Genomic DNA, 20,769 nt, shown 5'->3' with positions numbered 1-20,769 from the left:
CGGGCGCGGCGCCGCTCAGGGCTCCCGGCGGTCCGTCGTGGTGATGCGGGCGATCGCCTCGAGGGTCAGGGACCGGTCGTGCGGTTCCCGGGACAGGGCACGATGGAGCGTCAATCCCTCTATGAGCGCGTCCAGTTGGCGGGCGGTGTCCGGGTCGAAGTGCTTCTCCAGGTGGCTGCGGCTGCGGCGCATCCACTCATGGGTGAGCTCCCGGTAGGCGGGCCGACGCGCGGCGAGCGAGTACAGCTCCTGGGTCAGCACGAGGTCGCGCGAGCTGCCCTCAGACAGGGCGTGGACGAGGTCGGCCACGGCCGTACGGGCCTCCTCACGGCCGGTCGGCGCCGCGAGGTACGTGTCGAACACGGCGACGATGTGGCCGGTGAAGTCGCTGAACGCCTCCCGCAGCAACTCGTCGATCCCGCTGAAGTGGTACGTCATCGACCCCAGCGGCACCCCGGCCCGCTTGGCGATCTTGCGGTGGGAGACAGCCGCGAGCCCCTCCTCGGCTATGAGGTCGAGGGTGGCGGCGATGATGCGTGCGCGCCGCTGCGGGTCGGTGTGTCCGGTGGCCATGGGCGTCGCGCCTCAGAGCGTCCGGACCGGACGGGCGGGACTGCCGACGGCGACCACGTTCGCCGGCACGTCCTTGGTGACGACCGAACCGGCTCCGATCACGGAGTTGTCCCCGATGGTCACGCCGGGCAGCACGACGGCTCCCCCGCCGATCCAGACGTTGTCGCCGATGGTGATCGGCTGCGCGGCCTCCAGCTTGTCGCGCCGGGGCTGCGGTTCCAGGGGGTGCGTGGGGGTGAGGAGCTGGACGCCGGGGCCGATCTGGCAGTCCTCCCCGATGCTGATGGCGGCGACGTCCAGCGCGGTCAGGTTGTAGTTGACGAAGGTGCGCGCCCCGATGGTGATGTTGCTGCCGTAGTCGACGTACAGGGGCGGACGCACGTGCGCCTGTTCGCCCACCGCGCCGAGCAGTTCGGCGAGGATCGGTCCCGCCGCCTCGGCGTCCTCGGCATAGGCCGCCTGGTAGCGGGCGGCCAGACGTACGGCCTGCTGCTGCCTGCGGGCGATCTCGGGGTCGTCGGCGATGTAGAGGTCGCCCGCCTGCATCCGTTCCAGGTGGGTGCGGGGGTCCTGCGCGAAGTAGTCCGTCGCCATGGGAACGACGGTACACCCCGAAGCGTACGAACGTACACTCCCCGCGCCGAGGACTACCGCCTGACGCTGCCGGCCCGCAGCACCCCCGCGCACACGACCACGAGCGCGCCCGCGAGGGGCACCACCACCAGTCCCAGCCGAAGGCCGGCCTCGTCGGCGACGAGCCCGACGACCGGCGGGGAGAGCAGGAATCCCAGCCGCATCAGCCAGGAGACGATCGTGAGCCCCGATCCGGGCTTGAGGCCGGGCAGTTCGTCGGCCTCGAGCATGGCCGCGGGCACCAGCGTCGCCACGCCGAACCCGGCCGCGGCGAAGCCGAGGATCGTTCCGGGCACCGTGGGCACGGCCAGCGCCAGCCCCATGCCGACCGCGGTGATGAGGCCGCCGGCGCGGGCCACCGCGCGCTGGCCGAACCGGTCGACGAGCCGGTCGCCGAGGATCCGGCCGACGAACTGGGCGCCCACCAGGGCGATGAAGCCGGATGCCGCCAGCGCCGCCGAGGCGTTCAGCGAGCCGGAGAGGTAGAGCGCGGCCCAGGAGTTGCCCGCGTCCTCGACGAGCGTGCCGGCCGTCGCGATGAGGACGAGCGCGATCATCACGTAGCGGACGCGTGAAGCCACGGCCGGGCGGCCGTTCCGCTGCGGCGCCCCGCTCTCGGCGCCCTTCTCCTCCGTGTCCTCGACCGGCTCGGTGTCGGGTCCGGGCAGGGCGAACCGCAGGGCGACACAGGCGGCGAGACCGAACACCACCCCCGAGATCGTCAGGTGCGCCCCGCGCGAGAGGTCGAGCGCTATGGCGGCGGCGGCCATGGAGCCGCCGGTGACGGCTCCGATCGACCAGATGGCGTGGAAGGAGTTGATGATGGAGCGCCCGTAGCGGCGCTGCACCCGCAGGCCGTGGGCGTTCTGCGCGACATCGGTGATCGCGTCCATCGCTCCGGCCAGGAACAGCGCTCCCGCGAACAGCACCACCGAAGGCGCCACGCCCGCGACGAGGATCCCCGCTCCGGTCAGCAGGGTGCTCACCACCGCCACCCGCGCCGACCCCAGGCGACGGATGAGGACCCCCGCCGCCAGACCGGCGACGATGGCCCCCGTCGGGAACGCCGCGACGGCCAGCCCGTAGGCGGCGTTGCCGATGCCGAGGTCCGCCTTGATCTGCGGATAGCGGGGCAGAAGGTTCGCGAACAGGGCCCCGTTGGTGAAGAAGAGGACGGCAACGGCTGCGCGAGCCTGCCGCTCGGCCAGGGCGGGCCGGCGCAGTACGTCAGTGGTCATGCGCCTGACCTTATCCAGGGAGCGTACGAACGTACACTCTTTTCGGGCGGCACTGTCCGAGAACACGGGCATCGGGTGCCGAGCCGGTGCTCGGCACCCGACGGGTGGGACGGCGGCTCACCCGTCCCTATCCGTTGTAGGTCTCGAACTCGGCGATCCGCGGCGTGCCGTTCGAGCCGGTGATCTCGAAGGTGATCTTGCGCAGCGAGGTCCGCGCGAAGGAGACGACGCCCGCGCTGCTGCCGGAGGCCAGGACGGCACCGGTGTCGTGGTTGAGGAGCCGCCAGGACCGGACGGCACCCTCGGAGCCCGACGCCTCCCGGATGGTGACCTTCGACACCGTGGTGTCGGACGACCACTTGACCGAGACGGAACCGGTCGAGCCGCTCGGCGACCAGTAGGTGCCGAGGTTGCCGTCGATCACGTTGCCGTAGCTCGTGCCACCGGCCTTGCTGGAGCCGTCGGCACCGGCACCGCGGCTGAGGTTGGTCCCGGTGGGGGGATCGGTCGGGTCCGTGGGGTCCGTCGGGTCCGTGGGGTCGGTCGGGGCGGGGTTCTGCGGCGTGCAGTTGCCGTCCGACACCTTCAGGCCCTTGTTGGCTCCCGCCGTCCGGTTCACCACGTCCGGCACGCAGTTGGCGGCGTCGAGCTTGTAGGAGTAAGGGATGCCGACCGAGGTGTTGGACGTCGGGTCGGGGCCGGCGGGCTGGTTGTCGCCGCTGCGGGCGGACCAGGTCACGTTGTCGTAGATGTTGCCGCCGACCTGCCAGTAGCCGGCTTCGCTGGTGTAGAAGGTGCCGAGGACGTCCTTGGAGTCCTCGAAGTAGTTGTTGTCCACCTTGGCGCGTGCCCCGGCCCGGGAGTTGATGCCGGAGTCGTTGAGGCGCTTGTAGTGGTTGTTGTACATGTGGGCGATGCCGCCCCGCAGCAGCGGTGCACGGGAGTCGATGTTCTCGTACAGGTTGTGGTGGAACGTGATGTTGCCGTTGGAGCGGTCGCTCTCGCTGGATCCGATGAGGCCACCGCGGCCGGAGTTGCGCAGGGTGCTGTACGACAGGGTCACGTACTGGGTGTTGTCCTTCATGTCGAAGAGGCCGTCGTAGCCCTCCGACTCCCCGCCGGACGCCTCCAGGGTGACGTGGTCGACCCAGACGTTGCGGACGTCGCTCTCCATGCCGATGGCGTCGCCGCCGTTGGAGGTGGGCGAGCCGGACTTCTTGACGTTCCGGACGGTCACGTTCTGGATGATGATGTTGCGGGCCTCCCGGATGTGGATGCCCAGCTGGTCGAAGACGGCACCGCTGCCGACCCCGACGATCGTGACGTTGCTGATCTGCTTGAGCTCGATCACACCGGCGGCGGTGTTGCAGCTGCCGCCCGACACCTTGCTGGTGTTGCCGTGATTGATGGTGCCCTGGACCTCGATGGTGATCGGGGTGCTGCTGCTGGCGCGGTTGCACAGGGCGGCGTGGATCGCGGTGCCCGTGGTGGCCCGGACCGTCTGCCCGCCCGCGCCGCCGGTGGTCCCGCCGTTCTGGGTCGCGTAGCCGGTGGCGCTGCCGGTCGCGGCCGACGCCGAGGGCATCGACACCACCAGTCCGGTCGCGGCCGCGAGGGCCGCCGTGGCCAGTGTCGCGTGGAACCTCAGCGCTGCTGATCTCTTCATGCGGAGCTCTCCCTGCTTCTTTAACGTCATGGGCATGTCATACAGAGTGCCGTCGAACGCCGTCGACCGATGGAAAGCGCTTTCTCGCCGCGAGAATAGGGCGACCCCGTCCGGACTGACAAGGCTCCGGACGCCATGAGTGCGCCTTTTCGTATCTCATACACCAGACGTCGTCCACCTTCCCTCCGGAGCCGCATATGCAGCCCTGGTGCAGGATTTCTGCAGCATGTGCGCATCAACAAGGAATTCCTCCTCGTATCTGCGGCAGCATGACCAGTGGCCGCGTTCCCCTGGATCGGCCCATGAGAAGCAAGCAGTGGGCGGAGGGAGAAGCCCCGTGACGCCCCGTCCCGCCCCCGGGCCCGTCGGACGAGGCGGGTGGCCGGTGCGGACACCGTCGCGCTGCTGCTCCTGGGCGCCGTGACCGCCTGCTCGTCGTCCCCCGACGCCCCCTCCTCCGGCTCTTCGTCCGGCAAGCCGTCCGGCACGGTGACCGTCTTCGCCGCCGCCGAACTCGGCCTCCACCCCGGCGCCCCCGCCCACGCCACGGTCAAGGCCACCCGGACCCACGCCTCCCCGGTCCGACCGGCCACAGGCAACACGCCCAGCGCGGTTTTCCCGCCGCCCCGGCCGGGTCACCTCGAGCAGAGAACGGAAAGGCGCCATTACTCCATGGGAGGGAATTCCGGCGCCGCGCAGGCGGGATGCCCCCGGCGACCATAAGCTTCCGGTAATGGGGGCAAGATTGTGCCATTCCAGCCGAGGAGAACCGATGGCTGAACGCATTGCCCGTCGACGCGGCTATCGAGAAGGCCTCGCCGGCGAGATGATCGCAGAATTCCTGGGAACGTTCGTCCTGATTCTCCTGGGTACCGGGTCGGTGGCCGTCGCCGTTGTCGGCCTGCCCGGATCAGGCCGAGAAACGGTGGCCTTCGGCCCTGCCAACTGGATCATCATTTCGTGGGGCTGGGGTCTCGCCGTGGTGTTCGGCATCTATGTGGCCGGCGGTATCAGCGGCGCCCACATCAATCCCGCGGTGACGCTGGGTTTCGCCGTCCGGCGGGACTTCCCCTGGCGGAAGGTCCTGCCCTACTGGCTGGCACAGGTCGTGGGGGCGTTCGTCGGCGCCGCGCTCGTCTACGCGTCCTACCGATGGGCGATCGACGCGGCCAACGCCAAGGCGGGAATCCCGCGGGACGAATCACTGGCGACATTTTCGATCTTCGCCACATTCCCCGCCGAATACTTCGGAAATTCCTGGTGGGGCCCCCTGCTCGACCAAATCATCGGCACCGGGATTCTGCTGCTGCTGATCTGCGCGCTCATCGACACCCGGAACATGGCCCCCGGGTCCAATCTCGGCCCGTTCCTCATCGGCCTGATCGTCGTCGGGATCGGTTTCACATTCGGCACCAACGCCGGATATGCGATCAATCCCGCCCGGGACTTCGGACCCAGGCTTTTCACCTATTCCGAAGGCTGGGGCTCCATCGCCCTACCCGGAACCTTCGGATGGTTCAGCAGCTATTGGTGGATTCCCATTGTCGGCCCCCTCATCGGCGGAGTCATCGGGACCGTCGTCTACGACCTGCTCATCAGCCCGGTGCTCAAGGCCCGGCTCGGTGCGGCCGAGGAAGGCCCGGCCACCGAGGAGCCCTAGGGCCCTGCCCCGGGCGGACGGGCCCGCATGCCTTCCCGCACGACCACGAGGAGAGTGGCCACGATGCCCGAATTCGTCGGCGCGGTGGATCAGGGCACCACCAGTTCACGCTTCATGATCTTCGACCACGACGGGAACGAGGTGGCGAAGCACCAGCTCGAGCACCGCCAGATCCTGCCGCGGTCGGGGTGGGTCGAGCACGACCCGGTGGAGATCTGGGAGCGCACCAACACGGTGATCCAGAACGCCCTGCGTGCCGGAAATCTGTCGGCCACCGACCTGAAGGCCATCGGCATCACCAACCAGCGCGAGACCACCGTGGTCTGGGACCCGCGCAACGGCCGTCCGTACTACAACGCCATCGTCTGGCAGGACACCCGCACCGACAGCATCGCCGCCGCCCTCGAGCGTGACGGCCACGGCGAGGTCATCCGCCACAAGGCCGGCCTGCCACCGGCCACCTACTTCTCCGGCGGCAAGATCAAGTGGCTGCTGGAGAACGTGGACGGACTGCGCGAGGCCGCCGAGGCCGGCCACGCCCTGTTCGGCAACACGGACGCCTGGGTGCTGTGGAACCTCACCGGCGGACCCAACGGCGGGGTGCACGCCACCGACGTGACCAACGCCAGCCGCACCATGCTGATGAATCTGGAGACCCTGGACTGGGACGACGAACTGCTGGACGTCTTCGGCATCCCGCGCGCGATGCTGCCCACCATCAACCCCTCGTCCCATCCCGAGGCGTACGGCCAGGCCCGCACCTCACGGCCGCTGAGTGCCGCCGTTCCGATCACCGGCGTACTCGGCGATCAGCAGGCGGCGACCGTCGGCCAGGTCTGCTTCTCCCCCGGCGAGGCCAAGAACACCTACGGCACCGGCAACTTCCTGGTGCTCAACACCGGTACGGATCTGGTGCGTTCGCAGCACGGACTGCTGACGACGGTGGCGTACCAGTTCGCCGGCAGCCCGGCGGTCTACGCGCTGGAGGGGTCCATCGCCGTCACCGGCGCGGCCGTGCAGTGGCTGCGCGACCAGTTGAAGATCATCACGAGCGCCCCGGAGAGCGAGCAACTGGCACGTTCGGTGGACGACAACGGCGGGATGTACTTCGTTCCGGCCTTCTCCGGTCTGTTCGCCCCGTACTGGCGCTCCGACGCCCGCGGCGCCATGGTCGGCCTGGCCCGTTACAACACCGGGGGCCACATCGCACGGGCCACACTGGAAGCCATCTGCTACCAGAGCCGTGACGTGGTCGACGCCATGGAGCAGGACTCGGGCGTGCACCTGGACGTGCTCAAGGTCGACGGCGGCGTGACCGCGAACGATCTGTGCATGCAGATCCAGGCCGACGTGCTGGGTGTGCCGGTCAGCCGTCCGGTGGTCGCCGAGACCACCGCGCTGGGCGCCGCCTACGCCGCCGGGCTCGCCACCGGGTTCTGGCACGACACCGACGAGCTGCGCTCGCACTGGCAGGAGTCGAAGCGCTGGAGCCCGATGTGGAGCGAGGAGCAGCGCCAGGACGGCTACCGGGGCTGGAAGCGTGCCGTGGAACGCACCCTGGACTGGGTCAAGGTCACCTGACCCGACCACCGGCGGCCGGCGCGGCTCTCAGCGGTCGGCGATGTCCTCGCGGAGGCCGTCGGAGAACTCCCACCATGACAAAGGGAGCCAGTCGCCGTTGACGAAGGCGTCCACTGTCGCGCCGCGACCACGGACCGTCACGGTCGTTCCCGGCGGGTACGTGGTGCCGGACAACCCCGGCACGGGGACGAGCAGGGTCCCCAGCCTCTGCGCTGCCATGTTCCACCACTCCCTTCTCGGCACGGCGCCGAGTGTTCACATATCCGGAGATTACCGGTTTGCCCGATCGAGTAGACCGGAGAATCATGAGACATGAGTCACGCGGACAGCGGGCGGGGGCGTGGCGATCGAGCACGTACGCCATCGAGTGTCGTCGAGTGGAGGTCGCAACCATGAAGGCCGTCGTGTACAAGGAGCCGTTCAGCGTCGCGGTCGAAGAAGTCGAGAAGCCCAGCATCCAGCATCCGAACGATGTGATCGTACGGGTCACCTCCACCGCGATATGCGGCTCCGATCTGCACATGTACGAAGGCCGTACCGCTGCCGAGCCCGGCATCGTCTTCGGCCACGAGAACATGGGAATCATCGAGGAGACCGGCGAGGGCGTCACCTCGCTCAAGGAGGGCGACCGCGTGGTCATGCCCTTCAACGTCGCCTGCGGCTTCTGCACCAACTGCGTCGAGGGGTTCACCGGGTACTGTCTGACCGTCAACCCCGGCTTCCCGGGCGGCGCTTACGGCTACGTCGCCATGGGGCCCTGGAAGGGTGGCCAGGCCGAGTACCTGCGCGTTCCCTACGCCGACTTCAACTGCCTGAAGCTGCCGGCGGGAAAGGAGCACGAGACCGACTTCATCCTGCTCGCGGACATCTTCCCCACGGGCTACCACGGCTGTGAACTCGCCCAGGTCCGCCCCGGCGAGAGCGTCGCGGTCTACGGCGCGGGGCCGGTCGGCCTGATGGCCGCCTACTCGGCCCTGCTGCGCGGCGCGAAGAAGGTGTTCTCCGTGGACCGGGTCCCCGAGCGGCTGCAGAAGGCCGAGGAGATAGGCGCGGTTCCGATCAACTTCGCCGAGGGCGACCCGGTGGAGCAGATCAAGGACCAGACCGAGGGCCTCGGCACGGACAAGGGCGTCGACGCCGTCGGCTACCAGGCGTCGGCGCACGGTGCGGACCACGAAGAACCGGCGACCGTCCTGAACTCGCTCGTCGGTACGGTCCGGGCCACCGGAGCGCTCGGCGTGCCCGGTCTCTACGTCCCGTCCGACCCCGGAGGCCCGGACGAACAGGCCAAGCGCGGCATGCTCCTCGTCGCGATCGGCAAGCTCTTCGAGAAGGGCCTGCGGATGGGTACGGGACAGTGCAACGTGAAGCGCTACAACCGGCAGCTGCGCGACATGATCATCGAGGGCAGGGCGAAGCCCAGCTTCGTCGTCTCCCACGAACTGCCCCTGGACCAGGCGGCGTCGGCCTACGACAAGTTCGACAAGCGGATCGAGGGTTACACCAAGGTGGTGCTGCACCCGTAACACCACGGCGCCCCGAACCGGGAAGCGAGAAGCGTGAGCCCCGAACCGCTCGGGTGCTCACGCTTTTCCCTGCCGACCAACGACCGGTGCCGGTCGAGCCGTTCGCCACACCCCCCATAGGTTTGTCCCGGTCCGCCGAACTGACGGCCGATCCACTCCGCTTCGAGCGGGACGGGGGCGAACGGGCCGACATCGACGTGCGGCAGGCCGTCAAGAGCCTCCGCCGCCGCTTCCGCACCGAGGAGAACGACGCCCTGGCGGACGCGGGCCGGAGTTCGGTCTGCAGCGTTCCTCCGCATCATTGCTCCCTTCGCAGCGATCGAGGCCGGTGTGTGCGCGGGCGTGTACCCGGGGGTGTGCAACCGGCGGTGGTGACTGCTCCCTGTTCAAAGGGACGGCCACCGCGCAACTCTCTCTGGCGAACTGCGAATTCACCCCCGGAGGTACGCGATGGCCTTGTCGGAGTCCGGCCCACGGCGTTCACGGAAACCGCCACCCGCTGCTCGCGGACGTCGCCACAGCGCTGTCGTCCTCCAGTTGCCCGCCCACGGCCCTTCGTACAGGGCGCCGGACCGGCCTGCGCGGGGAGGAGCACGGTGAAGAGGTTCTTCGGGAAGGTCCAGCCGGCCGAGCCGGAGGTGTCCGACGCAGAGCGCGAACTGTTCGGCGGCCCGCTGCGCTACGACATGGGCTGGTCCCGACACGAAAACGCACGGCTGGACCTGACCATGCTGTCCGCCCTCCGATCGATGCCGACCCTGGTCGGCGCGACCCTGCGCATGGCGTGGAAGGCGGACCGCCGGGCGCTCGTCGCCGTCGGGATCAGCGAGGTCGGGCAGGGCGTCGCCGCCGCCGTCGGACTGCTTGCCGTCAACGCCATCATGCACGCCCTCCTCGGCTCCGGCAGCGCCGTGGAACGACTCCACGCCCTGTTGCCTGGTCTGCTCACCGTCGCCGCGATCGCCGTCGTCAACTCGGTTCTCGCCGGATGGTCCACGTCCCGGGCGGGCCGCCTGGAACCGCTCGTCGAGCGGATCGCCACCACCCAGTACCTGGCGGCCGCCACCTCCGTCGAGCTGGAAGCCATCGACGACCCGGACTTCCGCCGCCTGATCGACATCGCCCAGTACGGCCCGGCTTCCGCCCGCCGCATGATCAGCGCCTGTGTCGCCGCGCTGAACAGCACCATCTCGCTGGTGGCCACGGCCGGCGTGCTCACCGTCCTGCACCCGGCACTGCTGCCCATGCTGATCCTCATCGCCGCACCGCGCGGCTGGGGTGCCATGCGCGTGGCCCAGGAGCGCTACGTGTCGGTGATGAGCTGGATCGAGCACCTGCGGGCCAGCCGCCTCATCGGCAACCTCCTGACCGAGCGCACCGCCGCCCAGGAGGTGCGCATCCACGGCGTCGGCCCTTTCCTGCTGAGCCGGTACAAGCGCATGGCCCGAAGCGCCGAGGCCGAGCAGGAACGGCTGGCCTCCAGCAAGGCGGTCACCGAGTGGGCGGCCGCCGCACTGTCCGGAGTGGCGATGGCGGCCACCTACGGAACCATGATCTGGCTGATCATGAGCGGGCACATGAGCCTGGCGGTGGCCGGCACCGCGGTGATCGCCGTCCGCTCCGGCTCGGCGAGCCTGGGCGCCCTGGTGATGAACGTCAACACGCTGCACGAGGAGTCCCTCTACGTCCGCGATCACGGACGCTTCCTGACCGAGGCCGCCCGACGCGCCATCCCCGGGACCGGCGGTCCGGTCCCGAAACGGATCGAGCAGGTCACCCTCGACCGGGTCACCTACCGCTATCCCGACCGCGAGGCCCCGGCGTTGGACCAGGTGACGCTCACCCTGCCCATGGGCTCGGTCACGGCCGTGGTGGGCGAGAACGGTTCCGGCAAGAGCACCCTCATGAAGATCCTCTCGGGCCTGCTGCTGCCCCAGGAGGGAACCGTGCGGTGGGGCGACTCGGACATCGCCGGCCTGGAACGCTCCCAGGTCTTCGACCGCGTCGCACTGCTCACCCAGGACTTCCAACGCTGGCCGGTGACGGCCGCGATGAACATCCGCATCGGGCGCCCCGGCCACGCCGCCTCCTCAGAAGACCTGCAGGCGTCCGTCGACTACGCGAGGGCCGACCCGGTCGTCGCCAAACTCCCCGACGGGCTGCAGAGCCTGCTGGCCCGCGTGTTCCGCGGAGCCGTCGAACTGTCCGGCGGCGAATGGCAGAAGATCGGCCTGGCCCGCACCCACTGGCGCAGCTCCACCTCGCCGGCGGACGGCGTCCTCATCGTGGACGAACCCACCTCCGCCCTGGATCCGGAAGCCGAGATCGAGGCGTTCGACCGCATCCGCCGGCTCGCCGCACCGGACCGCGCCGTCGTCCTCGTCACGCACCGCATGTCCGGCGTCCGCCACGCCGACCGCATCTACGTCCTGCACCAGGGGCGACTGGCCGAGCACGGCAGCCACGCCGAACTCATGGCCGCCCGAGGGCGCTACGCCGCGATGTTCGATGCCCAGGCCGCCCAGTACATCCCCGCCGGCGCCATCCCTCGCCCCACCTCACCCCCCGTCGCGGACCCCGCCTGAAACCTCCGCCCGAAAGGCCCGCTCACCGTGCCGGCCCCTCCTCCCACCGCCCGGCGGCTCCACTCCCGGGGTCCGAACCACCCCGTGCCCGGCGCACAGCCCGTGAACCGAGCAGCCGGCCCGGCCCCGGTCGGGATGCACCCGCGGGCGCTGCGTGCCGTGCGGGAGCGGCGACCCACCCACGCCCGGTGCGGGGGCTGCGACGACGATCGGCCGGCGTCGCCGGTCCGTCCCCTCCGCTGTCCGGTGAACGCTGCATCCGACCCGGCCGAGGCGCTGCCGGCGCCTCAGCGCGGCGCGTCCGCGTCGAGCCGCGCCGGCCCCTGCTCCCACCGCTGGCGGCGATCGCTCCCGGACTGTTCCCACCACGGTGTGCCCCGCTCCCCCAACGCCACCTTCGCCCGGTGGACACGACCGCGTGCGGAGCGTTCGGCCCGGGCGTCGCCCGCGGCCGTCGCGGCCCGCACCGCGCGCCGGGCCGCCATGAGGTGACGGCGCAGACGGGCCGCGGTCTCCTCCGGAACGGAGGGATCCGTCGCCCGCCATCTCCGTCCCCGGACGACGACGGAGTGCCCGTCGGGGGTCTTCTCCGGAGCCCGGCCCGCTTCCATGACGTCCCCTCTGTCCCCCGCCGCCTCGCTCGGCTGTCCCGTCATCCGGCCGGAGCGACGAGGACGCCGTTCAAGGCGTTCGACCGGGACCGTCCGCCGCCAGGACCCCTACTCCCGTCCCGGAGCGGTCCCGGGACGGGTGGTGGACAGGAACGTCTCCCAGTCGGCGCGGCCGCCCGCGCCCAGTACTCCGACCTCGGCCCCGAGGTCGCCGGTGGACGGCTCCCGCAGTTCGCGGCGGGCGATGCGGGCGACCACGGACGGGAAGATCGGTCGCAGGGGCTGGCACCAGCGCAGCCACGGCGGGGCGTAGACGTGCCGGGCGCGGTGCGCGATGCCGGTGGCGAGCCAGTCGGCCACCTGGTCGGGGCTGTGCACCCGGCGTGCGAACCACGGCTGGTTCCGGCGCAGGGCCCGCAGGACCGGATGGTCGTCGATGCCGACGACCATGTCGGTGCCGGTCCAGTGGAGGTAGGCGATGCCGACGGCGACCCCGTCGGGCTCCACCTCACCCCGCAGGGCCTGGGCGAAGGACTCCGCGCCCGCCTTGGACGCGCAGTACGCGCTCATCATGGGCGCGGACCCGAAGGCGGCGGTCGAGGCGATCTGCAGGAAGTAGCCGCGGGTGCGGGTGAGCTGCGGCAGGAAGGCCCTGGCCGTGTTCGCCGACCCGACGAGGTTGACGTCGACGACGCGCCGCCACAGGTCGGCCGCCGTACGGCTGAAGGGGCCGCCCGCGGCGATCCCCGCGTTGGCCACGACGACGGCGGCGGGCCCGAGCCGCTCCTCGACCTGCCGTGCGGCCTCGTCGAGCGCGGCATGGTCGGTCACGTCCGTCTCGACGCAGACGCTCGGAGAGGTCAGTGCGGCCGCCGCCCGGTGAAGGGTCTTCTCCTCGCGGCCCAGCAGGGCGACGCGCACGCCGTCCGCGGACAGGCGCCGGGCGAGGGCCTCGCCGACGCCGCGGGCCGCCCCGGTCACCACGGCGACGCGCCCGCGCAGGGGGCCGTCGTGAGCCGCGGTGTGTACGCGTGTGCCGGTGGAGGTGCGCATGCGTTCCTCTTCTCTGTCACCGGACCGAGGCCGGCAGGGGGCCGCCGACCGGACAGCGCTCACCCGTGTGGCCGTCGCGATTCCACGAGAGGGCCGCAGGCCCACCGGCGGCGTGTCCACTCCTGCGGTCGCGCAGGTGCCGACCACCGATTCCGCCGTCCGGCCGTCCGGGCGTCGGCGGGCCCGAGGGGGTCCGCATCCAGTTTCCTTCGGGGGAGCCTCACGCGCATCACCGGCACGAGGACCCCGAACCGGACCGGATACCGTCCTGACGGACCGCGCGTGTGCGTCCCGCGCGATCCGGGGCATCTCCGCCAAGGAACAGTCCCAGCGCCGGAACGGCGGTCCGGCGTACCCGAAGAGTCGAGGGCCTTGGCCCGTTCGTCGGTGTCCGGGGAGCTGGGCGCCGTCAGCAGGGGTGCGTACCGTGGCCGGTGATCGGTGGGTCACCGCGGTCCGGAGCCACTGTCCTGGGCGGGGATTACGCTGCCCGGAAAATGATCAACGGGTTGCGGTTCACTTTCGGGTGGCCGGAACCGGGCCGGAGGGGCGGGTATGGACGAGGACAAGGACATGGTGGCGGTTTCGTACGCCGAGGGCTGGGACGCCGGCGCCCGCCGCGTCTTCGGACCGCTGACGCGGGCGGAGGCGGAGGAACGGGACAGAGCCGGGGCCCCCTATGTGGTACTGCACCGGGTCCCGGGGCGCGCGATCCCTGCGGAGGTGCACCTTGTCGCCTGGCGTGACCACTTCGTCGGGCAGTGGGCCTATGACGAGCTGGGGCGACGAACCCGCGAGGTCGACCTCCGGCTGTTGGAAGACGACCGGCTGTTCCTGCGGCAGTACGTGGAACGACGGTACGCCTCACCGGAGCAGCCGGACCTGGCTCCCGATGCCTGGCGGCTCACGGTGGAACTCCTTCCCGGTCACAGCGGCAGAAAGGTGCTGGAGGAACGGGGCGAGGGCGGCGGGTCGTTCCACACCCTGGCCGACGTGCCGGAGGAGCGGCGGTGGCACGACCGGTGCGGGTTCGGAGTCCGGGCGGCCGACTCGTCCCAACCGTCGGACGGGCCCGAGCCCGGTGACGCCACAGCACAGGAGACGGCTTTCCCGGGCGGTGAAAAGCCCGCATCGTTGTGGCACCCGCCGAAGCCCCTGCGCATGGAGTCGGCGGTCAACGACCTCTTCCGGCCGGGGAACCCTTTCCCCGTGGAGCCCTGGGAGAAGACGGAGACAGCCGAACCGCGGCACATCGCCATGGTGCGGATCCCGACCGGACGCCTGGCCGTCTCGGACCCTCTCGACAAGAAGCCCCGGGAACTCGCCGAGCGCATACCTCCCGGCGAGTACCCGCTGGAGACAGCCGTGGTCGTCGGCGAGGGCGAGTACGGCGGCGAGCGGTTCCCGGTCACCGAGGAGCCCGCCGTACGCCTTTTGATCCGGGACGAGCCCGTCGCCTCCTGGCAGTTGGCGCTGAGCGAGGGCGAAGATCCCCGTCTGCTCCTCGACGGCCACGCCTACGGCTTCGGTACCGACGGGGCGGCCGGTGGCTTCGCGGACGCCGTGGCCTGGGAGGCCCTGTCCGGGAAGGTCAGGCGCTATTACGAGGAGCAGGACGACGACTCGTGCGAGCTCCTCGGCGACGGCCACCTCCGTGCCGTCGACGAGGCGACCGGAAGCGACCTGGTGTCGTTCTGCACGGGGGGCGACGGGACGTGGCCGGTGTGGCTCGGCCGCTCCGCCGCCGGCGAACTCGTCTCGGTCGTGGTGATCACGTCGTACCTCTAGCATCGGACCGTGCAACGCCGTGGACGCACGGGTACGTTCGCGGGCGGGACGCATGCCACCGAAATCCCGGCGAACACGGCTTCCGCCGGCTTCGTGGCAGGTGGCTACCCGACCCCGTGGAGAGTCGCCAGGTCGACCAGGAGCAGATCCTCGCGGCCGGCCGCGGACTCGATCAGGTCCGGGTGGAACCCGTGCAGGGAGAACAGGGCCAGGGTGATTCCCGTGGTGTCGTGGCCCTGGCCGGCGAGCAGGGTGCGGATGTGCTCCAGGCCCTGCAGGTCGCCGGTGCCGCGGCGGGCGGCGGTGGCCTCGGCCTCGCCGAGGAGGGCGATCCGGGTGCGGGGAGCCTGCGGGCCCCCCGGTTCGCCGAGGTCCGCCTGTACCGCGAAAGCGCGTCCGCCGCGGTTCCGGATCGCCTCGAGGGTTTCCTCGGCCGCGCTCTCGTCCTCCCGGAAGTGCACCGCCACCAGGGCGCCGTCCTGCGCCGGTCTCTGCGCGATGCCCCGCCCCACCCTCCTGCTCGCACCCGTCACCAGTGCCGTCTTGCCTGCCGACACTCCTGTGTGCCTTCCCCTTTGAGACTGCTCGGATCGCAGCCGGGGCAAGTAGTACCACGCGCCCGTGACGTGAGGGGTACCCCCGGAGCAACGAGGTTGAGTCGCCCAGAGCCGTCGCCGAAAAGGGGTGGGTGATGGCCGTGAGGAAGTGATCGCCGTCTCCGATCCCGCGGCCGGCATGCCTGTCGGGACAGGGCTCCGCGGCGCCTCGGCCACGTGCCTTCAGGAATCCTCGTCTCCTCGCTCTTCGGGGGACCGCTCCTCGAGAACCGTGACGAAGGCCGAGGCGACGAGAGCGACAGCGGGGTCGTCGTCGCGGGCCAGTTGGCGCAGGACCTCCCGCACGGTGGTCCCCGGCAGCTCGACCAGCGCCTGGGCCAGACGTATCCGTGTCGCGGAGTCCGCGGTGGGCGCGGCGAGTTCGTCGACCAGTGCGGTCATGATCCGGTCCGCGCACCCGGGGTCCCGGGACAGCGTTCCCAGCACCTCCGCCGCTTCGACGTCGTGGGAACCCTCGACCACCATGCCGACGAGTGTCGGCACGGTCGCGGTCATCCCACGCCTGCCCAGAGCCAGAGCGGCGTGCCTGCGCACCGTCGTGTCCGGGTCCCCGAGGGCGTCCGCGAGCACCGCCGTCGCCCCCGGGGCCTCGGCCATCTCGGCGATCGCCGACACCGCGCGCCGCCGGACGTCGACGTCCTCCGAGCGCACGCCGTCAGCCAGTGCCGCCACGCCGTCGCCGCCCGACCGGGCGAGCGCCCAGCGCAGGGCGCCGGCGACGTTGGGGTCGGATTCGGCCAGGACCGCCCCGGCCAGCAGCTCGGCGGGGACCGACTCACTCCCCGGCCGGGCCAGGACGGCCTGCTGCCTGCGCGCGGCGCTGGTCGAGCCGAGCCCCTGCATGAGTTCGACGATGCGCAGGACGTCCTGCCAGCCGGTGGGCGCCGACGCATCGACGGCGCGGAGCCGCTCGAGCAGCTCCCGTTCCCGCTCCAGACGGTCTTCCGTCCACCGGATGAGGTCGCTGACCAGGGCGGACGGTGTGAAGGCCGGGTCCTCCAGCGCGCGCCCGATCTGCTTGAGCGAGAGCCCGAGGGACCGCAGGCTCTCCACGTGGAAGATCCTGCGGACGTCCTCGGTCGAGTACTCGCGGTAGCCGCCGACGGTGCGACCGGTCGGCCGCACCAGCCCGAGGGCGTCGTAGTGCCGGAGCATCCGGGTGCTCACCCCGGAGTGGCGGGCCACCTCGCCGATCAGCACTCCGCGGTCTCCGCGGCGACCTTCGCGACCTTGGCGACCTCCACCGACCTGGTCGTCTCCCCAGGCTCGGCGGTCTCCGCAGCGTCGGCGGTCTCCGCAGTCTCCGCGGCTCCCGGCGCAGCCGCGGCGGCAGCGGCTCGTTCCGGGCCGAGTGCGACGACTCGCTTCGCCTCCTCGACGGCCGCGTCGAAACCGGTCTCCGGGTCCTGCCGGAGCAGCTCGGTGGCACGGGCGTGCGTGGCCACCGCCGGGTCGGGGCTCGCCGCGGCCCTCTCCAGGGCGGACCCGGTCACGTCGCCGAGCTCGACGAGGGCCCGGCTCAGGCTCAGCCGCACATCGCGGTCACCGCGGCCGAGCTGCATGACCAGTTCGTCGGCCAGGTCCCCCTTCTCGTCCTCGGGCACGAGGGCGACCGCGACCCGCCACGCGGTCCGCGCGACCTCCTCGTCGGCGTCGCGCAGCATGGAGCGCGTGATCCAGACCCACGCGCTCCTGTCGCCGATCTTGGAGAGCGTGTGCAACGCCTGGCTGCGGGCCTGAGTCCGCTCGGAGGCGAGTTCCCGGCGGAGCCGGGGCAGGGTGGTCTCCGGCGGGAGGCGGGTCAGCGCCCAGGACAGCATGTCCCGCACGAAGAAGTCCGGCTCGACCGCGCACCGCTCGACGAGCGTTTCCAGGAAGCCGGGGTCGGGGTTCGAGCCGGCCGCCAGGGCCGCCTGCAGCCGGACCGACGAGTTCTCGGCGCTCAGGGCGTCGGCCACGCGGGCGTTCTGCGGGGTTCCGTTGGTGGGGTTGATCGAAACCACCTCCTGCACCCAGGGGACACCTTGTCACCGTGTCAAGGTCAAGCCCATGACCGGCAGTCCAGAAAAACCCGCAGGTCAAGCCCCCTTGGCGGTCGGTTCCAGGATCGCCGCGCACTCCACGTGGTGCGTCGTCGGACACCTGTCGGGTCGTGTCGAGGCAAGAGAAAGCTCAGGTCAGGGCGTGTTTTCGGTTCCGTCAGCGGGCTGCCGGGTGCTCAGAGCGTGAAACGAGCGTCACGGCCGCCGAGCGGTGCGGCCGTACAGCGGACTGCTGGTCGGGCCAGGGCGCCGCACCAGGCCGCCGTCGGTACGGTCGACGACGGCGGCCTCCCGCGGACGCCGCACAGCACGTGAGACGCTCGCCGCCACCTGAACACAGGCACCATGGTCGCCGTTGCTCGGCGCCGCGGCCCGTTCCGGGTGCACGAGACCGGCTCGGCCGGCTGACGCACGGTCCTCAAGCGTCGGCCGGTCACGGTCTGCGGTCGTGCTTCGCCGACGAGACGGACCACGACGCAGCAGAACGGCGAACCCGCTGTCCACCTGGACGGGCCGTCGGCCACCACCCGGCGCGCCGGCCCGTTCGTGGCTCCGTCGATCGAGAGCTCTCCCGACATGGCCCCGGACAGTGACGCCTTCATCGCTCGGACAGGAGGAACAGACCGCTGCCGCAACCGGGCGGCACCCTCAGGTCCATGCCGCGTTTTCTTCGATCGTGCGGGGGGACCCGCCGCCCGTGGTGGCGTACGGAGCGGAACAGCGGGTGCGTCTGCCCGCCTTGCGGGCCGGCTGGCTGACGCAGACGTTCGTCCACTGGCCCTTCCGGCCGGAGGCGGTACAGGCGCTGCTGCCCGAGGAACTGGTCGTGGACGAGTATGACGGCGCCGCATGGGTGGGACTCACGCCCTTCGTCATGGCGGACGTACGCCTGCCCGGCGTCCCGGCCGCGCTGCTCGGCCTCCCGACGTTCGCGGAGACCAACCTGCGGACCTACGTCCGACACCGTGACGGACGGGACGGGCTCTGGTTCCTGTCCATCGAGGTGGCCTTCCCCCTGATGCTGGTGGCCCGCGCCATCGGCGCGCCGTACAACCCGGGCAGCCTCAGCGTCTCCACGGACGGGGACGCCGTCGCGTACTCCGGTACGAGAGGGAACAGGGACGCCTCCTACCGCGTTCTCGTCCGCCGCGGCGAACCGGTCGTGCCGACGGAGCGGGACGTGTGGCTGACCTCGCGCTGGCGGGCGTACACCCGTCGGCTCGGCGTGCTCTGGGAAACGCCCGTCGAGCACGAGCCGTGGCCGCTGGCCGGGGCCGCCGTCGACGTGCTGGAGGAGACGCTGACCACTGCGGCGGACCTCGGGGAGGCTCCGCTCGGCGAGCCCGTGGTGCACTTCTCGGAAGGTGTCAGGCATGTACGGCTCGGGCTCCCCAGGCCCTGCGCCCCAGGGCGTGCCCGCCGGCCTTCCTGACTGCCCGGCAGACCCTTGCCGGGCCGGGGCGCCGCAGGTCCGCCGGGCGGGCACGAGCGGATGAGCCGGGTTCTCGGCGGAATCACGCGACGCCCGAGGCTGCGCTTCGAGGGCTGGATCGCGGGGATGGGCACCTCCTCCGGTACGCGGATCGTGCTCGGACACTGGCACCGGTCGCCCTTCGGAGCGTTCAGTGACGTGATGCTGGAACGGGCCGACGGGGAGAGGCTGCTGCTGGCCCCCACGCGGGAGGCAGCGGACTTCATCAGCGGCACCTACGTCTTCGACACGGTGCGTGTCGTCCCGGTCGACGTGAGCGTCACGGACGCCACCTGGACCGTCACCGCGGGACCGCTCGACCTGCGCTTCACCACCGGCCGGCGCCGGCTTCTGGGCCTTGTGCTGCGTGCCGTTCCCGGCGCGCTCGCCCGGCATCCGGCATGGAGCGCGCTGACGGACCGCCCCGCCCGCCTGCTGCTGCCGGGAGTGCGCACCCGCGGCAGCGCCGGTGGGGGCCGCCGCGAGTGGTACGGCGCCCGGGACCTGCTGCCGATCCGTGCGGTGTCGGCGGCCTTCGAGGGGACGGCCCTGGGAGGGATGGCGCTCGTCCAGCCGCCTGTGCGCTTCGGGTTCGGTTCGGTGCCGAGGAACCCCTCCGTCACCCGGGTCACGACGACGGTGGCGCTCGTCCCGCAGTGAGGACACCCGGCACGGGGAACCCGGCCGATCCTCACGAAGGGAGGCTCCTCCCCTGGGCAGGACCAGAGTGCGAGAGTCCGCCGGCACGGCTGCGGTCGCGCACGGCGTCCTCGACGTCGTGGGCGGACTGTGGCCGCTGCTGCGCCTGCACCAGATCCGCTGCGACGTGGATGTCACCCCGTACGACTGGGCGTGGGACGTCGCCGGTCTCGTCCTGCTGCTCACCGGTGTGGGTCCGGCCGTGCGCGCGGCCCGCCGCAATCGAGCCGGATCGGCACGCTGACGCTCCCGCACCCCTGTCCCGGCGCAGCTGCCGGACGAGAACTTCGGGCCGCCCCGCACCGTTTCCTCCGCAACCGGGTCACTCACCGGTTGTCTTCTCGACCAGCGCGCCGTACGCCAGTTGCAGCGTGTCCGCCCCGGCCACAGCGGCGAGCGCGCCCATGGCGGTGCGGGTCGCGCGCGGCCAGAGCAACTGGCCGGCGGTCAGGGTCGAGGTGATCCAGACGCTCATGCAGAAAGGACAGGTCGCCAGCTCTCCGGCAGTGCGTTTGCCGTCCTCGGGCTGCGCCTCCTCGTGCAGTTCGCCCGGGCCCTGTGGACCGACGTACCGCGTGAAGGGGGCCCGCAGCGGACTGGTCACCGCTGCCTTGCTCAGCAGCCGACTGAGCCGAAAAGTGGCGACCGAGGTCAGGACCACGTCCCACGGCTCGGGCCGGTCGGGCAGCGGGCGGCCGCGCAGCCGTACCGCCGTGGCCCAGGCCGCCGTGTACGCCGCGAAGCCCGTCATGGCCACGAGGTGGCCGCCCAGCGGCTGGTCGTTCCCTGCTGAGTAGCTTCGTCCGGTGCGCTGGAGAAGCCGGTGCAGGCGTCCTGCGAAGCGGCTTTCAGCTGCTGTGTCCATGAGCTGCACCCGTTCCTGTTCCGGCCCGTTGCCGCTTCGCTTCCCGGTCGTTCGACACTCGCTCGCCCCGGTCGGCTCGGCGCAGGCGCACCTCGACCTGCCCGTCGAGGACCCGGGTGTCGAAGGCGGGCTGCGGCGCGGTGGCCGGGCCGCGGACGTTC

At 71.2% G+C, this 20,769-nt stretch carries 19 protein-coding genes and 2 pseudogenes; 9 read left to right on the top strand and 12 right to left on the bottom strand.

Going from position 1 to position 20,769, the window contains the following annotated elements:
• Positions 1-15: 15 nt before the first annotated feature.
• From AB0I73_RS30395 to AB0I73_RS30380, 4 genes are all read right to left on the bottom strand, one after another.
• Positions 16-573 carry a TetR family transcriptional regulator gene (locus AB0I73_RS30395; protein WP_109378225.1) on the bottom strand — a complete coding sequence of 186 codons (558 nt, stop codon included), beginning with the start codon at positions 571-573 and terminating at the stop codon, positions 16-18.
• 12 nt (positions 574-585) lie between these two features.
• Complete coding sequence (locus tag AB0I73_RS30390; protein ID WP_109378224.1) at positions 586-1,167, bottom strand: sugar O-acetyltransferase; 582 nt, start codon at positions 1,165-1,167, stop codon at positions 586-588.
• A gap of 53 nt (positions 1,168-1,220) precedes the next feature.
• Positions 1,221-2,444 (bottom strand): MFS transporter, encoded by a 1,224-nt coding sequence (locus tag AB0I73_RS30385; protein ID WP_363042693.1) that lies wholly within the window; start codon positions 2,442-2,444, stop codon positions 1,221-1,223.
• 127 nt (positions 2,445-2,571) lie between these two features.
• Positions 2,572-4,110 (bottom strand): pectate lyase, encoded by a 1,539-nt coding sequence (locus AB0I73_RS30380; protein ID WP_363042691.1) that lies wholly within the window; start codon positions 4,108-4,110, stop codon positions 2,572-2,574.
• A 378-nt stretch (positions 4,111-4,488) separates the two neighbouring features.
• Between AB0I73_RS30380 and AB0I73_RS30375 the strand changes: the two genes are divergently transcribed.
• The 3 genes from AB0I73_RS30375 to glpK all read left to right on the top strand — a co-directional run bounded on the left by AB0I73_RS30375 (position 4,489) and on the right by glpK (position 7,351).
• Positions 4,489-4,833, top strand: coding sequence for a hypothetical protein (locus AB0I73_RS30375; RefSeq protein ID WP_363042690.1), 345 nt, complete (start codon positions 4,489-4,491; stop codon positions 4,831-4,833).
• Between the two features lie 49 nt (positions 4,834-4,882).
• Entirely contained in the window at positions 4,883-5,770 is an 888-nt protein-coding gene (locus AB0I73_RS30370; protein WP_363042689.1) for an MIP/aquaporin family protein, read from the top strand.
• A gap of 63 nt (positions 5,771-5,833) precedes the next feature.
• Positions 5,834-7,351, top strand: coding sequence for a glycerol kinase GlpK (gene glpK / locus AB0I73_RS30365; protein WP_363042687.1), 1,518 nt, complete (start codon positions 5,834-5,836; stop codon positions 7,349-7,351).
• Positions 7,352-7,378: 27 nt separating this feature from the next.
• Here the strand turns inward: glpK and AB0I73_RS30360 are convergent, their stop codons facing one another.
• Entirely contained in the window at positions 7,379-7,570 is a 192-nt protein-coding gene (locus tag AB0I73_RS30360) for a hypothetical protein (RefSeq protein ID WP_030931808.1), read from the bottom strand.
• A 173-nt stretch (positions 7,571-7,743) separates the two neighbouring features.
• Here AB0I73_RS30360 and AB0I73_RS30355 point away from each other — a divergent pair, with 173 nt between their 5' ends.
• Positions 7,744-8,877, top strand: coding sequence for a glutathione-independent formaldehyde dehydrogenase (locus tag AB0I73_RS30355; RefSeq protein WP_363042685.1), 1,134 nt, complete (start codon positions 7,744-7,746; stop codon positions 8,875-8,877).
• Positions 8,878-9,473: 596 nt separating this feature from the next.
• Complete coding sequence (locus AB0I73_RS30350) at positions 9,474-11,462, top strand: ABC transporter ATP-binding protein (protein ID WP_363042683.1); 1,989 nt, start codon at positions 9,474-9,476, stop codon at positions 11,460-11,462.
• Positions 11,463-11,749: 287 nt separating this feature from the next.
• On the opposite strand, the gene AB0I73_RS30345 is transcribed toward AB0I73_RS30350, so the two are convergent.
• Together AB0I73_RS30345 and AB0I73_RS30340 are read right to left on the bottom strand one after the other, a co-directional pair.
• Positions 11,750-12,073, bottom strand: coding sequence for a hypothetical protein (locus AB0I73_RS30345; RefSeq protein WP_363042681.1), 324 nt, complete (start codon positions 12,071-12,073; stop codon positions 11,750-11,752).
• A gap of 108 nt (positions 12,074-12,181) precedes the next feature.
• The gene (locus tag AB0I73_RS30340) at positions 12,182-13,126 is read right to left on the bottom strand and encodes an SDR family oxidoreductase (RefSeq protein WP_363042679.1); all 945 of its coding nucleotides are present in this window, start codon (positions 13,124-13,126) and stop codon (positions 12,182-12,184) included.
• Between the two features lie 555 nt (positions 13,127-13,681).
• On the opposite strand from AB0I73_RS30340, the gene AB0I73_RS30335 reads away from it, so the two are divergent.
• Positions 13,682-14,914, top strand: a complete 1,233-nt coding sequence (locus AB0I73_RS30335) for a DUF4241 domain-containing protein (protein WP_363042677.1) — start codon at positions 13,682-13,684, stop codon at positions 14,912-14,914.
• Positions 14,915-15,018: 104 nt separating this feature from the next.
• Here the strand turns inward: AB0I73_RS30335 and AB0I73_RS30330 are convergent.
• The 3 genes and pseudogenes from AB0I73_RS30330 to AB0I73_RS30320 all read right to left on the bottom strand — a co-directional run.
• A pseudogene (locus AB0I73_RS30330) lies at positions 15,019-15,462 on the bottom strand (SDR family NAD(P)-dependent oxidoreductase); the annotation flags it as partial.
• 231 nt (positions 15,463-15,693) lie between these two features.
• Complete coding sequence (locus tag AB0I73_RS30325; protein WP_363042675.1) at positions 15,694-16,731, bottom strand: HEAT repeat domain-containing protein; 1,038 nt, start codon at positions 16,729-16,731, stop codon at positions 15,694-15,696.
• Positions 16,725-17,543: a HEAT repeat domain-containing protein gene (locus tag AB0I73_RS30320; RefSeq protein WP_363042673.1), complete on the bottom strand. Its 819-nt coding sequence runs from the start codon at positions 17,541-17,543 to the stop codon at positions 16,725-16,727. The genes AB0I73_RS30325 and AB0I73_RS30320 overlap by 7 nt, the downstream gene beginning before the upstream one ends.
• A gap of 754 nt (positions 17,544-18,297) precedes the next feature.
• Between AB0I73_RS30320 and AB0I73_RS30315 the strand changes: the two genes are divergently transcribed.
• The 3 genes from AB0I73_RS30315 (at position 18,298) to AB0I73_RS30305 (ending at position 19,987) form a co-directional block, all read left to right on the top strand.
• The gene (locus AB0I73_RS30315; protein WP_363042735.1) at positions 18,298-19,005 is read left to right on the top strand and encodes a DUF2071 domain-containing protein; all 708 of its coding nucleotides are present in this window, start codon (positions 18,298-18,300) and stop codon (positions 19,003-19,005) included.
• Positions 19,006-19,065: 60 nt separating this feature from the next.
• Positions 19,066-19,704 (top strand): hypothetical protein, encoded by a 639-nt coding sequence (locus AB0I73_RS30310; RefSeq protein ID WP_363042671.1) that lies wholly within the window; start codon positions 19,066-19,068, stop codon positions 19,702-19,704.
• A gap of 67 nt (positions 19,705-19,771) precedes the next feature.
• Entirely contained in the window at positions 19,772-19,987 is a 216-nt protein-coding gene (locus tag AB0I73_RS30305) for a DUF2243 domain-containing protein (protein ID WP_363042669.1), read from the top strand.
• 78 nt (positions 19,988-20,065) lie between these two features.
• On the opposite strand, the gene AB0I73_RS30300 is transcribed toward AB0I73_RS30305, so the two are convergent.
• Positions 20,066-20,608, bottom strand: coding sequence for a DUF1360 domain-containing protein (locus tag AB0I73_RS30300; RefSeq protein WP_363042667.1), 543 nt, complete (start codon positions 20,606-20,608; stop codon positions 20,066-20,068).
• Positions 20,592-20,769: pseudogene (locus AB0I73_RS30295) on the bottom strand ((2Fe-2S)-binding protein); the annotation flags it as partial. The pseudogene AB0I73_RS30295 and the gene AB0I73_RS30300, both read right to left, overlap by 17 nt.

It is taken from the genome of Streptomyces sp. NPDC050388, assembly GCF_040655635.1.
GTDB lineage: Bacteria > Actinomycetota > Actinomycetes > Streptomycetales > Streptomycetaceae > Streptomyces.
The sequence above is the reverse complement of the archived record's forward strand: the minus strand, read 5'-3'. Positions and strand labels throughout refer to the sequence as shown.

Excerpts from the sequence above, each read along its gene's own strand:
- AB0I73_RS30395 (WP_109378225.1), bottom strand. The coding sequence starts at position 573 with ATGGCCACCGGACACACCGACCCGCAGCGGCGCGCACGCATCATCGCC.
- AB0I73_RS30390 (WP_109378224.1), bottom strand. The coding sequence starts at position 1,167 with ATGGCGACGGACTACTTCGCGCAGGACCCCCGCACCCACCTGGAACGG.
- AB0I73_RS30385 (WP_363042693.1), bottom strand. The coding sequence starts at position 2,444 with ATGACCACTGACGTACTGCGCCGGCCCGCCCTGGCCGAGCGGCAGGCT.
- AB0I73_RS30380 (WP_363042691.1), bottom strand. The coding sequence starts at position 4,110 with ATGAAGAGATCAGCAGCGCTGAGGTTCCACGCGACACTGGCCACGGCG.
- AB0I73_RS30370 (WP_363042689.1), top strand. The coding sequence starts at position 4,883 with ATGGCTGAACGCATTGCCCGTCGACGCGGCTATCGAGAAGGCCTCGCC.
- glpK (WP_363042687.1), top strand. The coding sequence starts at position 5,834 with ATGCCCGAATTCGTCGGCGCGGTGGATCAGGGCACCACCAGTTCACGC.
- AB0I73_RS30360 (WP_030931808.1), bottom strand. The coding sequence starts at position 7,570 with ATGGCAGCGCAGAGGCTGGGGACCCTGCTCGTCCCCGTGCCGGGGTTG.
- AB0I73_RS30355 (WP_363042685.1), top strand. The coding sequence starts at position 7,744 with ATGAAGGCCGTCGTGTACAAGGAGCCGTTCAGCGTCGCGGTCGAAGAA.
- AB0I73_RS30345 (WP_363042681.1), bottom strand. The coding sequence starts at position 12,073 with ATGGAAGCGGGCCGGGCTCCGGAGAAGACCCCCGACGGGCACTCCGTC.
- AB0I73_RS30340 (WP_363042679.1), bottom strand. The coding sequence starts at position 13,126 with ATGCGCACCTCCACCGGCACACGCGTACACACCGCGGCTCACGACGGC.
- AB0I73_RS30335 (WP_363042677.1), top strand. The coding sequence starts at position 13,682 with ATGGACGAGGACAAGGACATGGTGGCGGTTTCGTACGCCGAGGGCTGG.
- AB0I73_RS30310 (WP_363042671.1), top strand. The coding sequence starts at position 19,066 with ATGAGCCGGGTTCTCGGCGGAATCACGCGACGCCCGAGGCTGCGCTTC.
- AB0I73_RS30300 (WP_363042667.1), bottom strand. The coding sequence starts at position 20,608 with ATGGACACAGCAGCTGAAAGCCGCTTCGCAGGACGCCTGCACCGGCTT.